At 68.2% G+C, this 13,663-nt stretch carries 13 protein-coding genes; 3 read left to right on the top strand and 10 right to left on the bottom strand.

Features of this window, described 5'->3' with window-relative positions; translation table 11 throughout:
* Positions 1 to 7 precede the first annotated feature (7 nt).
* Positions 8 to 3,436 (bottom strand): transcription-repair coupling factor, encoded by a 3,429-nt coding sequence (gene mfd / locus MSB02_RS10280; protein WP_267195153.1) that lies wholly within the window; start codon positions 3,434 to 3,436, stop codon positions 8 to 10.
* A gap of 168 nt (positions 3,437 to 3,604) precedes the next feature.
* Here mfd and nth point away from each other — a divergent pair, with 168 nt between their 5' ends.
* A complete protein-coding gene (gene nth / locus MSB02_RS10275; RefSeq protein ID WP_267195152.1) occupies positions 3,605 to 4,261 on the top strand; it encodes an endonuclease III in 657 nt (218 codons plus the stop codon).
* 45 nt (positions 4,262 to 4,306) lie between these two features.
* On the opposite strand, the gene MSB02_RS10270 is transcribed toward nth, so the two are convergent.
* Positions 4,307 to 5,062: a DUF554 domain-containing protein gene (locus MSB02_RS10270; protein WP_267195151.1), complete on the bottom strand. Its 756-nt coding sequence runs from the start codon at positions 5,060 to 5,062 to the stop codon at positions 4,307 to 4,309.
* A 3-nt stretch (positions 5,063 to 5,065) separates the two neighbouring features.
* Positions 5,066 to 5,536, bottom strand: a complete 471-nt coding sequence (locus tag MSB02_RS10265; RefSeq protein ID WP_267195150.1) for an NYN domain-containing protein — start codon at positions 5,534 to 5,536, stop codon at positions 5,066 to 5,068.
* 135 nt (positions 5,537 to 5,671) lie between these two features.
* Here MSB02_RS10265 and MSB02_RS10260 point away from each other — a divergent pair, with 135 nt between their 5' ends.
* Positions 5,672 to 6,109 carry a peroxiredoxin gene (locus MSB02_RS10260; protein WP_267195199.1) on the top strand — a complete coding sequence of 146 codons (438 nt, stop codon included), beginning with the start codon at positions 5,672 to 5,674 and terminating at the stop codon, positions 6,107 to 6,109.
* A 25-nt stretch (positions 6,110 to 6,134) separates the two neighbouring features.
* Here MSB02_RS10260 and MSB02_RS10255 read toward each other — a convergent pair whose 3' ends face one another.
* The 4 genes from MSB02_RS10255 to MSB02_RS10240 are packed head-to-tail and all read right to left on the bottom strand — an operon-like array spanning position 6,135 to position 9,322.
* Positions 6,135 to 7,175 carry a threonine aldolase family protein gene (locus MSB02_RS10255; RefSeq protein WP_267195149.1) on the bottom strand — a complete coding sequence of 347 codons (1,041 nt, stop codon included), beginning with the start codon at positions 7,173 to 7,175 and terminating at the stop codon, positions 6,135 to 6,137.
* Complete coding sequence (locus MSB02_RS10250) at positions 7,172 to 7,675, bottom strand: hypothetical protein (RefSeq protein ID WP_267195148.1); 504 nt, start codon at positions 7,673 to 7,675, stop codon at positions 7,172 to 7,174. The genes MSB02_RS10255 and MSB02_RS10250 overlap by 4 nt, the downstream gene beginning before the upstream one ends.
* Positions 7,672 to 9,162 (bottom strand): TrkH family potassium uptake protein, encoded by a 1,491-nt coding sequence (locus MSB02_RS10245; protein WP_267195147.1) that lies wholly within the window; start codon positions 9,160 to 9,162, stop codon positions 7,672 to 7,674. The genes MSB02_RS10250 and MSB02_RS10245 overlap by 4 nt, the downstream gene beginning before the upstream one ends.
* Positions 9,163 to 9,196: 34 nt before the next feature.
* The gene (locus MSB02_RS10240; protein WP_267195146.1) at positions 9,197 to 9,322 is read right to left on the bottom strand and encodes a hypothetical protein; all 126 of its coding nucleotides are present in this window, start codon (positions 9,320 to 9,322) and stop codon (positions 9,197 to 9,199) included.
* 142 nt (positions 9,323 to 9,464) lie between these two features.
* Between MSB02_RS10240 and MSB02_RS10235 the strand changes: the two genes are divergently transcribed.
* Positions 9,465 to 10,055 carry a hypothetical protein gene (locus MSB02_RS10235; protein ID WP_267195145.1) on the top strand — a complete coding sequence of 197 codons (591 nt, stop codon included), beginning with the start codon at positions 9,465 to 9,467 and terminating at the stop codon, positions 10,053 to 10,055.
* Positions 10,056 to 10,074: 19 nt separating this feature from the next.
* Here the strand turns inward: MSB02_RS10235 and MSB02_RS10230 are convergent, their stop codons facing one another.
* The 3 genes from MSB02_RS10230 to MSB02_RS10220 all read right to left on the bottom strand — a co-directional run bounded on the left by MSB02_RS10230 (position 10,075) and on the right by MSB02_RS10220 (position 13,659).
* The gene (locus MSB02_RS10230; protein WP_267195144.1) at positions 10,075 to 11,139 is read right to left on the bottom strand and encodes a zinc ribbon domain-containing protein; all 1,065 of its coding nucleotides are present in this window, start codon (positions 11,137 to 11,139) and stop codon (positions 10,075 to 10,077) included.
* A 135-nt stretch (positions 11,140 to 11,274) separates the two neighbouring features.
* Positions 11,275 to 12,972, bottom strand: a complete 1,698-nt coding sequence (locus tag MSB02_RS10225) for a SpoIIE family protein phosphatase (RefSeq protein WP_267195143.1) — start codon at positions 12,970 to 12,972, stop codon at positions 11,275 to 11,277.
* Between the two features lie 207 nt (positions 12,973 to 13,179).
* A complete protein-coding gene (locus MSB02_RS10220; protein WP_267195142.1) occupies positions 13,180 to 13,659 on the bottom strand; it encodes an Hsp20/alpha crystallin family protein in 480 nt (159 codons plus the stop codon).
* Between the last annotated feature and the right edge of the window lie 4 nt (positions 13,660 to 13,663).

The raw sequence follows: 13,663 nt of genomic DNA, 5'->3' as shown, positions 1-13,663 counted from the left end.
CCTTTCCCTAGGGTTCGTGATGGCCGCTGTCAGGGCCGTGGACTGCGGAGAGTATAGCACCCAACGCGCGCAGAGCCGCGGCTGCGGGCGGTTCTCCCGGCATCTCCACAAAATGAACAGAACGAGAGCGCGCGACGTACACCGCACCGTCCCCGGCGAGTACCCCTCGCTCCTGGTCCGAGAGCGAGACCGGTGTGATCGTGACACGGTGTCGCGCGAGCGACACGTTGGTGACGCCGAGCTCGGCCGCGGTCGCCTTGATGCGGGCGATGGCGAGCAGCTCGCGCGCCGGCCCGGCGAGCGGCCCGTACCGCTCCTCGATCTCGGCGCCGAGCGACTCGACCGCCTCGGGCGTGGTGGCGGCGGCGATGCGCCGGTACAGCAGCACACGCTCGTCGGTCTCGGGCACGTACTCCTCCGGCAGGAACGCTGCCACGGGCAGATCCACGCGGACCTCCGGATGCGCCGGCAACGGCTCCCCGCGGATCTCCGAGACAGCCTCGCGGAGCATCTGCGCGTACAGGTCGAAGCCCACCGCGCTCACGCTGCCGCTCTGCTCGGCGCCCAGGAGGCTGCCTGCGCCGCGGATCTCAAGGTCGCGCATCGCGACCTTGATGCCGCTCCCCAGCTCGCTGTGCTCCTGGATCGCGGTGAGGCGCTCGTACGCCTGGTCGGTGAGCATCTGCGAGCGCGGGAACAGGAAGTACGCGTACGCGCGCACGTGCGAACGGCCCACGCGTCCCTTGAGCTGGTACAGCTGGGCCAGGCCGAGGCGATGGCTGTCGTCGATGATCAGCGTGTTCGTGTGCGGGTTGTCGATGCCCGACTCCACGATCGTCGTGGCGACCAGCACGTCGATCTCGCCGGCGGCGAAGCTCTCCATCACACGCTCGAGTTGGTGCTCGGACATCTGGCCGTGCCCCACGCCCACGCGCGCCTCGGGGACGGCCGCCTGCACGCGCTCCACCACACGCTCGATCCCGCGCACGCGGTTGGAGATGTAGTACACCTGGCCGCCGCGCTGGAGCTCGGTGCGGATGGCCGAGGACACGACCTCCTCGTCGTACTCACCCACATGGACCTTCACCGGGAACCGGTCGGCCGGAGGCGTGTCGATCACGGAGAAGTCGCGTACACCCGAGAGCGACATCTGCAGCGTGCGCGGGATGGGCGTCGCAGTGAGCGTGAGCACGTCCACCTGCTCGCGCAGGTTCTTCAGGTGCTCCTTGTGCTCAACACCAAAGCGCTGCTCCTCGTCCACGATGACCAGGCCGAGATCCCTGGGTACGACATCCTTGCTGAGCAACCGGTGGGTGCCGATGAGGATATCCACCGTACCGGAGGCGAATCCTTCGAGCGCCTGGGCCTGCTGCGCCTTGCTGCGGAAACGGGACAGCACCTCCACCTGCACCGGGTACGGCTCGAACCGCTCGGAGAACGTGGTGTGGTGCTGCTGCGCCAGGATCGTCGTGGGGCACAGCACCATCACCTGCTTGCCCGCCTGCGCCGCCTTGAACGCCGCGCGGATCGCGACCTCCGTCTTGCCATAGCCCACGTCGCCGCAGACCAGACGGTCCATCGGCCGGTCGCTCTCCATGTCCGCCTTCACATCGGCGATGGCGGCGAACTGGTCGGGCGTCTCCTCGAACGGGAAGGCCGCTTCCATCTCCCGCTGCCAGGGCGTGTCCGGCCCGTACTCGAAGCCGGTCACCGCCGCGCGCCTCGTGTAGAGGTCCACCAGGTCGAACGCCAGCTTCCGCGCCTGCTTCCGGGCCTTGCCCGTGGCCTTGGACCAGTCGGCGGTGTTCAGCCGCGTGACCCGCGGCGCCGAGCCCTCGGGACCAACATAGCGGGTCACGCGGTCGAGCTGCTCCACCGGCACGTAGAGCTTGTCGCCCTTGGCGTACTCGAGGAGCAGGTAGTCGCGCTGGGAGCCCAGCACCGACTGACGCACGATGTCCTTGAAGAGCGCGATGCCGTGCACCTCGTGCACGACGTAGTCTCCCGGACCGAATGCGAAGGTGAGCTTCGTGGGGTCGGCCGCCTGTCGCTTACGCTCGGCCGCCCGCGGGAACACATCGTCGATCGAGATCACCGCCAGGCGTGCAGCGGGCACCACGTATCCCGACGGCACGTCCGCCACGGCGAGAGATACGACGCCGTGCGGCAACTCGTCCGGCGACCCGCCGAGTTCCGCCACCGACATCCCGGCGCCCACGAGCGCGGCCGACAGACGCTCCCGGCCCTGCCTGTCCCGCACGCAGGCGACCACCCGGTAGCCCGTGTCGAGCAGCGCGCGCAGGCCCGCGGCGAACGACTCCTCACGCCGTCCCACCTGCGGACGGCGTACTACCACTTCGCCGTCCGCGGCGCCCCCCGCGCGGAGGACCGACAGGAAAGTGAGACGCTGATGACCGCCCAGGTCGATGTCCGCCGGCTTGAGGAACAGGCCGTCGAGCACACGGCCCACCGCGTCGGCCCGGGCCTCCATGTCGCCCCGCGCACGCACCAGGTCATCGAAGATCGCGCGCGGCTCGGCCACCACCACGAGCGTACCCGGCGAGACGTAGTCGAGGACTGAGCCGGTCGACTTGTAAAGGCACGGCAGATACTGCTCGATGCCGTTGAAGGTCTGTCCCTGCTCGATGAGCTCCAGGTCGTGTGCAAGCTGCTCGTTGGAGCGCGCGGCCTGTCCGAACGCGCGTCGCGCGTTCCCGCCGGCACGGGTGCCGGGAGCCACCTCGCGGCACGGGAACACCTCCACGGGCCCGGAGTCGCCGATGTGCTGCTGCGTGGATGGGACGTAGCGGCGCAGGGTCTCGATCTCATCGCCGAAGAGCTCGGCGCGCACGGGGTGTGAGGAATCCGAGCCGAACACGTCGAGCGTGCCCCCTCGGACAGCGAACTGCCCGCGTTCTTCGGCCGTGTCGACGCGCTCGTACCCCATACGCACGAGCCGGTCCACGGTCGCGCCGAGGTCCACGGTCGTGCCTGCGGCCAGCCCTATCGGCTCGTATACGTGCGAGCCCTGCGGCGGAAGCGCCCGCAGGAGCGACCTGCCGCTCGCCACCACAACGACCCGCCGGCCCTTGTCGAGCGAGAAGAGCGCCCGAGCCCGCGCGCCCACCGCCTCCAGATCAGGGGCCGTCCGGTCCCAGGGGGTGTCGGACCGCTCGGGGAAATGGAGTACGCGATCGTGCCCGATGTAGGTGGCGATCTGTCTCGCGAACCGCGCCGCGGCGTCTTCACCGGGCACCACCACCAGGATCGGCCCGCTCCGCGCCGCAGCTGCCGCCGCGGTGAGCACAGGACGCGCCAGACCGGGCGCGGCCAGCGTGGCGTCCTCACCTTCGCCGAGCCGCTCGAGCGCACGAGAGAGCACCGGCTCCGAGCCGAGCGACGGCGCGAGCACCGTGTAGAAGGATGTCACCGGCATGCTCCACACTCCAGACAACACGAATGACCCGCATCCGGCGTACCGGGGCGGGCAGCGGGTGCGAGTGTACGGCGCACCGGTTGCCCGGTCAATCGCGGCATCGCCCTGCCGCCCGGCACCGCCGGTCAGGTACCATGTACACGAGCACCCGCTGCACGTGGAGGACCGATGACGACCAAGACCCGCGCCGCCGAGATCGATGCCCTGCTCAAGGAGCTCTATCCCCGCGCGGAGATCGCCCTGCGGTTCGAGAGCGACTTCCAGCTGCTCGTGGCGGTGATCCTCTCGGCACAGACGACCGATGTGAGCGTCAACAAGGTCACGCCGGTGCTCTTCGATCGGTTCCCCGACGCGCGTGCGCTCGCGGGCGCTGACCCCGCCGAGGTGGAGGAGATCGTGCACCCCACCGGCTTCTTCCGGAACAAGACGAAGAACATCATCGGCGCCGCACAGCGTATCGTGGCCGAGTACGACGGGCGCGTGCCCGACACCATGGAAGACCTCCTCACCCTCCCGGGCGTGGCGCGCAAGACCGCCAACATCGTGCTGTACAACGCCTTCGGCAAGGCCGAGGGGATCGCGGTCGACACGCACGTGTTCAGGCTGGCGCACCGACTCGGTTACTCATCGGAGAAGGACGCGAACAAGGTGGAGCGCGACCTCATGGCGCTCTTCCCCCGCGAAGAGTGGGGAGCGCTCACATACCGGCTCATCGAACACGGGCGCGCGATCTGCGACGCCAAGCGGCCGATCTGCGGTCAGTGCGCGCTTGCCGACCTGTGCCCGAGCGCCTTCACCGTGAACGGGTGGCGCGAGCAGGCCTGAGCCGGGCCGTCCATCCGGGCGCTCTCGGGCGGCCGACGCGCGGGATCACACGAGGATCAGCGCAAGGAACGCCGCGAGGAAGACCGACGGCAGCATGTTCCCCACAGGAAGCCGCTTGATCTGCGCGAGGTCCAGGCCGATGGCGAGGATCAGCGCGCCTCCCACCGCCTCGATCGAAGCCACCACCGCGGGCGTGATGTACGGCTCCACACCCGTGGCAGCCAGGACGATACCGCCCTGGATGAGGAGGATGGGGATGACCGAGAGCCCGACCCCCGCGCCAAGCGTGGTTGCGAGCGCCATCGAGGCGATCCCGTCCAGCAGCGCCTTGAGGTAGAGGAGCGACGGGTCGCCGAGCCCGTCCTGAAGCGAGCCAAGCACCGTCATCGCGCCCACGCAGAAGAGCAGGCTCGCCGCAACGAAACCCTCCACCAGCGTGTGCCCCTTCTCCCCCGGCTGGTCGACCTTGCCCGGCGCGAGCATCGGCGCGCGGTACGCCTTCTCCTGAAGCCACAGACCGAAACGCTCGAGGTAGTGCTCGATGCGCATCGCCTCGCCGGTGATCGAACCAACCACGAGCGCGCCCACGAGCACAAGTGCCGAGTAGTCTCCGATGGCCGTCGCCCCCAGATCACCAAGCCCGCCCAGCGCCATCGCGACACCGATGACGATGACGGCGAGTCCGATCCCCGAGTAGGCGATCGCACGGAACCGCTCGGAGATGAGGCGGCCGAACACGAGCCCGATCGCGGTACCCACGAGCACCGCGATGATGTTGACCGCAACCCCGATACCCGGCATCGCTCACTCCCCGTCCTTCAGCCAGAGGTCCTTCAGTTCGCGCGTTATCTCGTTCGCTCCTGCCGGCAGCCCGACGGTGGACGCCGGATACCGGCCGCCGCGGCGTCTCCGCCCGCGCACGCCCTCGAAACACGTGGCCGAGGGAACGACGACCGCTCCCGTGCCCTCCACCCGACGCGCGAGCCCTCCGTCGGAGGTCACCACCGTGACGCCGCCACCCGCGGCGAGTCGCGCGATGAGGTCGTCGGCGCTCTCCGGACTGCGCGCGTACCGCACCTCCACCGCTCCACGCCCGGCGCCGCTGCCGCCTCCGGCGACGCCGTCGAAGACAACGGCCACCTCGCCGTCACCCAGCAGTTCACGCCGACGGGCGGCCAGACGCGCTACGAGAGCCTCGCGCTGCTCCTCGAGCGCGAGATCCTTCGTGGCGGGGTCGCTCCGCGTCACATTGTAGCCGTCAACCAGGAATCGCATGCGGCAATGCTACACCCAATGACCGCATCGGGCCGCACCGGTTGACTCGGCGCGGACACCGTGTGGTACGAACCATGATGAGGATCCCCGATGTGAGGAGGCGTTGTGGCCGACCAGGTCGTGCTCGAAGCAGGCATGCCCGCGCCGGAGATCGACGCGATGGCCACCGGTGGTGACCGGTTCAGGCTCTCGGATCACCGGGGCGAGTGGGTGGTGGTGTATTTCTACCCGCGCGCGAACACCCCGGGTTGAACGCATGAAGCCAAGGACTTCCAGGAGCATCGCGATGAGCTGGAGTCCTTGAACGCCCTGGTCGTGGGCGTCTCAGCCGACAAACCCGAGATCCAGCAGAAGTTCATCGACAAGTTCGACCTGACGTTCCCGATGATCTCCGACAAGGACAAGACCATCATCGACGCATACGGCGCCCGCGAGGTGCTGGGTGTCGCAGCCAAACGCCGCACGTTCCTGATCGACCCCGAGGGCGTGATAGCTCGCGCATGGCACAAGGTCAAGCTCGAGGGTCACGCCGACGATGTGGTGGCCACGATACGGGAGACCTCTTCCCACTGACGGCCTCGCGGCACGATCGAGACAGCTACGCCCCCACGCCGGCGCACGCCTCGGCCACTGCCGCGGCGAACCGCTCGACGTCCTCTGTCGTGGTGTCCCAGCTCGTGACCCAGCGGACTTCGTCGGCGCGCTCGTCCCAAACGTAGAAGTCGTGCTTCTCGGCCAACGGGCCTATGACCTCCCGGGGCAAGATGGCGAACACCTCGTTGGCGTCAACCGCCTGCGTGATGCGCACGCCGGGGACGGTGCGTACGCGGTCGGCGAGCAGCGCCGCCATCGCGTTGGCGTTCTCGGCGTTGCGCCGCCAGAGTCCGTCTTCGAGCAAGGCCACGTACTGCGCCGAGACGTAGCGCATCTTGGAGGCCAGTTGCGCGCTTTGCTTGCGCACGTACTTGAAACCGTCCGCGAGCGCGGGGTCGAAGAACACGACCGACTCGGCCAACACCGCCCCGTTCTTGGTGGCGCCGAACGACAGGACGTCGGCCCCCGCACACGCCTCTCCCAGCGAGCAGCCGAGCGCCGCCGCAGCGTTTGACAGCCGCGCGCCGTCAACGTGCAGCCGCAGACCGTGGGAACGTGCGGTCTCGGCGATCGCCCGGAGCTCGTCGGGGCGATACACCGTGCCGTACTCGGTGGACTGCGTGATCGATACCACCGCGGGCTGGCTGGTGTGCTCGAAGCCGACGCCGGTGATCGAACCCTCGATGAGCGCGGGGGTGAGCTTGCCGTCGGGCGTGTCCACGGCAAGGAGCTTGCCTCCCGTGAACCGCTCGGGGGCGCCGCATTCGTCGGTGTTGATATGCGCGGATGCGGGGCAGATGACCGCTTCGTATGACCTGATCAGCGCCTGCAACGCCGTGCTGTTGGCGCCGGTGCCGTTGAACACGAAGAACGTCTCCACCTGCGACCCGAACTCCCGCCGCATGAGTTCGTGCGCCCGCTCGGTCCACGGGTCCGCGCCATACGCATGGACATGCCCGGCGTTGGCCTCGGACATCGCCGCCATCACCAACGGATGGGCGCCGGACGCGTTGTCGCTGGCGAAACCGCGGACCACCTGTGTCATGAAGGCCGCTCCTCCCGGCGCCGCATGCGCCACATCACCACATATGCGATCACCAGCCCGGCGAGCCCGGGAACGATCTTCCACCACGCCACCGGGTGCTCCCGGGGGGTTCCGGCGGTGAGGACCGTGACGCTCTCCCCGTGGATGTCCAGGTCGCCGCCATGCTGGTCACACGCCTCGTTGAGCACGCCGACGATCTCCACCATGTCGCCGTCCTGCTCCCAATCGCCGAAGGCGGTCACCTTGTCAGCCTCGGCCTTGGGAAGCCATACGCCAACGGCGATCCCCTCGGAGAGCACGTTCAGCCAGACGTGGCCGTCCCCTCCGCGCAACTGCTCGCTCACCACCTCGCCGGAGAACCGCACCCGCTCTCCGTCCAGGCCGCTTTCCATGGACACGAGATCGGAGATGGAGACCGTTGCTGGTTCGGAGGCGTGCGCAAGGCCGGGAAAGGCGCACGTCACAAGGAGCAGCATCGCCATGACGCACATACGCCTCATGCGCTGCGCCTCCTGTCCCGGATCGCCGCGATGGCGCTCGCCACCAGTGTGAAGAGCGCCAGGAACTCGAGCCGGCCGGCCCACATCTGCACGATATACACGAGCTTCAGCCCAACGGGCATCGCAGGGCTCGTCACGCCCGTGGAGAGCCCCACGTTCGCCGTGGCCGAGATGGATTCGAACAACGCCTCGGCTGGCGCATAGCCGTACATCATCCCGATGATGCCCCCGGTGATGTATGTGAACGTGTACAGCAACGTGATGAGGAACGCGCTCGAGAGGATCTCGGCGTTAATGGGCGCCTTGGAGAAGTGGTGGTAGGAGCCGCTGATCATCGCGCTCTGCGGCGCCAACGACTGCCGCACGCGCCAGATGAGCCCCTTGACCGTGACGCCGATGCGGAACGCCTTGATGCCGCCCGCCGTGGATGAGGCCATGCCGCCGAAGGCCATCGCCAGCAGGATCGCCACGAACGCAAGATCGCCGAAGCCGTTCGTCCACTGGGCGGCATACAGGCTCTGCTGCCCGGTGCCGCTGCTCGCCGAGAGGAGATGATAGATGCCCTTGCGCACGATCTCTCCGGACTCCGAGTAGAGAGAGGTGCTCGCAAGCCCCAGGCCGACGAGCATGCTGAACACCAGCGTGTTGATCGCCATCGTGCGGGCCTCGATGTTCTTGAACATCTCCATCCGCTCGCCACGCCAGATGTGCGCATGCAGGTTGAAGTTGAACGTGCCCGCGATCATGAGGATCACTGTGATCGCCTCGTACACGGCGCTGTGGTAGTAGAGCGAGTTCTGCGACTGCGGCCCGAAACCGCCGGTGTCCCAGCACGCCGCCGTGTTGCAGAACGCGTGGAGCACGCTGCGGGCGGGCTCCATGCCCGAGACGAGGTTCACGATCGTGAGCGAGACGATGCCGAGCGCCACGTACACCGCGGTGACGAGCCAGATGAACCGCGCGGTGTGAAGCACGTTGGGCATGATGCGCTCGTCCCGGCCCTCGGCCATGTACAGCGACATTGCGCCGCCACCGCGCACGCCGAGGGCGACGGTAAGCGCGGCCACCACGATCCCCTGACCTCCCATGAGCTGCATCAGATGGCGCCACACGTTGTGGGCGTTGGCAAGATGGTCGAGGTCCTGCACCAGCACCAAGCCGCTCGTGGTGATCCCCGACATCGCCTCGAAGCAGGCGTCGAGATAGCTGCCCCAGTGGCCGGAAAGCGCCAGCGGCACCGCCCCGGCAAGGGACGCCGCGAGCCACGCCAGCGCGGTGATCAGGAGCGCATCGCGCCTGTTGATCGGTGCGCCGCGCGGAGCCGCCTGCGCGAGCAGGGCGCCCACAGCCGCCGTCACGCCGGCGCCACAGAGGTAGTCGAGCGCAGGGTCCCACTCGGCCGAGAAGACCGCCACCAAGAACGGGATGACCATCATCGCCGCAAGGGCGAGCACCAGCATGCCGGTGTAATGGAGGATGGCGCGCATGTTGCGCCGTTCGAGGGCGACCCACATGGCGGGATCAGACCAGCCTGGCGAAGAGGAGGGCGACGAGCGACGACGCGACCACCACCAGTGTGTAGGCGGCTATCTCGGCCAGCAGCCCCGCTGGCCACTGCCGGAAGACCCCACGAGAACGCATCTCCACCCGATGTCGCCTCCCCGGCCCTGTCAGCGGGCCGTCAGATATGGACTCCTGCATTGTGCCACATGCTGGTGGCCGGGCAAGGGTCCGCACCGTTCCATCCGCACATGCTAGTCTGTACCACGCAGAGAGAAGGGGGCTCGACATGGGACTCTTGTCCAGGAAGACGCCGATCGCAACGGTGCGCGTGGCGTTCCTCGACGGCGACACGGCGCAGGTGGAAGCGTGGTCGGACGGCTCGGACAGGCAGGAGCAGAGCTACAACGCCATCCTGCTCTTCCTCATGCACTACGCCCGGATACTCTTCTTCCTCAGCTTCCGCGACACGGCGGACCAGCTGGTGGAGTGGATGGATGAGGCCGTCCGTGACATCGCGGGCTCCGACGGCGAGAAGGTACATCTGACCCGGGGCATGGACATCGTCGCCGAGGCTTCCACCGAGCCACGCGCGGTATGGACCGGAACGCTCTCAGTCCTCAAGCCGGGAGAGTACCGCTGCGCCAACGAGAAGCCGGCGGATCCCGAGGACGAGGACGCGCAGCATGCGGTGCTGCTCCACCTGCAGCACCTCATCGACACGCTCCCCGAGCTGGAGCGCGCCTATCTCGCCCTTGGCATCACCGGCATGCACCGGTACTACCGCGACGTCCAGCACTGGCACACGAGCAAGTCGCTCCACCCGGCGCCCGCCGCCGGCCTGGACTACGCGCGCTCAGTGCTCGAGCGCGGTCAGTGACACTGCCGGGCACAGCGTCTCAGGCCGGCTCGAGACTCGAGATGCGGTAGCCGATCTCCGTGGGGACCACGTAGTAGCTCCAGCTCTCGGTGTTGCCGTACCACGTCTCGCTGGTGGTCACCCACACGGTGCCATCCGACTGCTCCTCCACCGCAAGCACCTCGAACGCCGTGAGCTCCCCGTTGGAGTAGGAGGCGCTCGCCGGATCGAGGCTGAACGGCTCCACGGTGAAGCCGTGGGCGTCCTCGGCGCGATCCTGCTGTACGGCCGTGAGGAACTCGAGCACGATGAACGCGGCCTCATCGCCAGCAGACATCGGCACATCGCCGCCGAACTCCAGAGGAGCCGCGCCGGTCACGGTCCACGAACCGTCGGGGCCACGCTGAACGGTTATCTCCGAGACCCACTCGCTGTTGGGCGGCCCTGCCCAGTAGGTGATCGTGTCGCCGTCCTCATCGTAGATCTGGTAGACCCAGTCGCCCGCGTCGTCCTCGGCCAGTGCGGCGGCCACGGCTTCATCGGCGGTGGCATAGCCGGACGGCGCTGCCGCACCACCCGCGTCCGCTTCGGTTTCTTCCCCTGTGGCCTCCTCGACGACGGGTTGCTCGATCGACGCCTCCAGGTCCTGTATGGCGTCATCGGCGAGGTTGCGCGCGATGAGGATGCCGCCGACCACAAGCCCGATGAGCACCACCACGACCGCTGCGACGATGCCGATGACGAGTCCGGTCTTCTTCTTCGGCGGTGGCGGCGGCTGGACGTACCCGGGCTGCGCATAGCCCGGCTGTCCCTGTGCCGGCGGCATGACCTGCGTGGGCTGCTGGTAGGGCGCCTGCTGCTGGTCGTAAGCGGCCTTCTGCCGCTCGTACTCCGCCTGCTTGGCCCGATATTCGGCCATCTGCCGCTCGTACTCCGCCTGCGCCTGGTCCACTGCGGCCCCGGCGGGCGCCGCGGCGGCTGGAGGCGTCATCGGCGCTGTAGGCTGTTCCGTCCCGGCGGGCGCCCCCTGCGGTATCGCGGCGCCGCACGACCCGCAGAACGCAGCGCCGTCACGGACCTCGGTCTGGCAATTCGGACACCGCATGTCGGCCCCCTTCACATCCGCCTCGCTTCGACGAGCACGCGACCGCACGGCGGCGGTGCACCGATATCGTAGCATCGAAGGGGCTTCCGCCCTACGTATGATGCACACCCGGCAGGCGCGAAGCCGATGACGCGCTCAGGCGACGGCAGCACCCAGGTCGAGCCGTGGCTGCTCGATACCGCCGGGAGCCGAGGTTCGACGAAGCGCGACGATCGCGATGTCGTCGGCGAGGTGGCCATCGGCGAAGCTGAAGGCCTTGAGGAACAGCGACTCCGGGATGTGCTCGGCGCTCTCGTCGGCATGCTCGTGGACCGCCTGGAGCAGCCGCTCAGTACCGAAGGGCTCGCCCGACGGGGAGCGTGCCTCGAGCAACCCGTCTGTGTACAGCACCAGGAGATCCCCCATGTCGAGCGTGGTCTCGTGGTCGCCGTACTCGGTCCTGCCCGCAGTGCCCAGCGCCGTCCCGTCCTGTGCCAGCAGCGCCGGCGCTTCTCCCGTGCGTGCGACGACCGCGGGTGGATGGCCCGCGAGGCTGTACGCCATACGGCCGCTGACCGCGTCGATCGTGCCGAAGAACGCCGACACGAACTCATGGGGCTCGGCGCCCCGGAGCACGAGCTCGTTGGCGCGAGAGATCACCGAACGGGGCGACGGAAGGTGGAGCGCCTCGGAGCGCATGGCGTTCTTCACGAGCGCCGTCAGACCGGCGCTCTCGATGCTGTGGCCCGCGGTGTCGCCGATCAGCACGCCGATCTGCGAGCCCGGCAGCGGCACCACGTCGTAGAAGTCGCCACCCACGTGCCCGGAGCCCGAGACCGCGTGATACAGGTGCCCCATCTCGAAGCCTTCCACCGCCGCCGGCGCAGTGAAGAAGGCGCTTCGCAGCGACCGCGTGAGCGAACGCTCGGCGGCATACTGACGCGCGTTCTCCAACGCCAGGGACAGCGAGAGCTCGAGCTTGTGCAACAACTCCTGATGGGCATCGCCGAACGCCAGGTCCGCATCCCAGCAGAAGCCCATGACCGCGGTGATGTCGCCCCTGCTCTTCACCGGGACGAGCGCGAACCCGCCGATATCGTGCTTGAGCATCAGCTCGAACTCCTCGCGGCGCTTCGCGTCCGATTGCGAGACCGCGAGCGCCCGCCCGATACGGGCCGCGTATCCCGGCAGCGAGAGGTCGTCCTCGGTGAACCGCAGGCCCGTGGCCTCGATCGGCCACCCGTGCACGTTGCGGAACACCCATGCGTCCGCCTCCCGGTCGGCCAGCCACCCCCAGTCGGCGCCGAGCGCCTCGGTGGCCTCCACCAGCACGCGCTGCAGGATGTCCTCCGCATCGAGCGAGGAGAGCACGGTGACGTCGATCAGGCCGGTCGCGCGCCGCAGATCGCGCGCGACTTCCTCGCTCTCGAGACGGTCGCGGACGGTCGCAGTGACGTCCACCCCGAAGAAGAGCACGTTGTGCGGGTCCGACACACGCCCCGGGACCGGCAGATACGAGAGCTGCCAGTACGACTTCTCACCCCATGGCGAGCGGAACTCATACTCGGGCACCGTGATCGGATGCCCGGTGTACGCCACGTCTATGAAGCGCGAGGCCGAGCGGGAATCCGACAGGAAGCCCTTCACGGGCATGCCGAGGAGGTCCCACCGGGGACGGACCTCGCCGAGGAGGTCGAGGAAGGTCGTGTTCATCCAGGTGAAGCGGAGCTCGCTGCCGGACCACAACGCAGCAGGAAACGGAGCGCCCTCGAGCAGCATCGAGATGCGCCGGGGATCCCACAGTCCCGGCGTAAGGACTCCCATATCAGCAGCGCTCAGGTCCGTCGCAGCCACCTCCCGGCGATGACACCACCTGTCATGCCTATCGGCATCACGGCCCACCGGCGCAAGACCGATGTTGACGAGCGGCATTCCGTGACGAACGGCACGACTGACCGCTCGGCGGCGATGAGCGGACCCTGAGCACGGAACGGGGCCCCTGTGCGGGGCCCCGTTCTCAGGCTGGCATGCCGGCACGGCTGCGGTGCCACCGTAGCGGCGCTACTCCTGCGCACCCTCGAGCTCAGGCGCGCCTGCCGACGACCCGATCTCGATCTTGGTCGTCTTCGGACGCGCGGCCTCAAGCGCCTTGGGAACGTGCACCATCAGAATGCCGTCCTTGTAGTCGGCGGTGATGGATGCCGGGTCGACGCCATCGGGAATGGTGAGCGAACGCTCGAAGCTGCCGTAGCAGCTCTCGCACACGAGCCAGTCCTCGCCCTCCTGCTTCTCTTCCTGCTTGCGCTCCCCGCGGATCGTGAGCACGCCGTCCGTGACCTCGACGTCCACGTCGGCCGGGTCGATGCCCGGAAGCTCCGCACGCACGACGATGTCGTCGTCCTTGCGCTTGACATCGACCTTCGGCATCCATGCGACCGACTCCCCTCCCACCTCGGCCGAGCCGAGACGCGAGAAGATGCGGTCCATGTCGCGCTGCATGCGCAGCACCTCTCCGAACGGATCCCACCGTACGATCGCCATGATG

Source organism: Anaerosoma tenue, from assembly GCF_023161965.1.
Lineage (GTDB): Bacteria > Actinomycetota > Coriobacteriia > Anaerosomatales > Anaerosomataceae > Anaerosoma > Anaerosoma tenue.
This window is presented reverse-complemented; position numbering and strand designations above follow the sequence as displayed.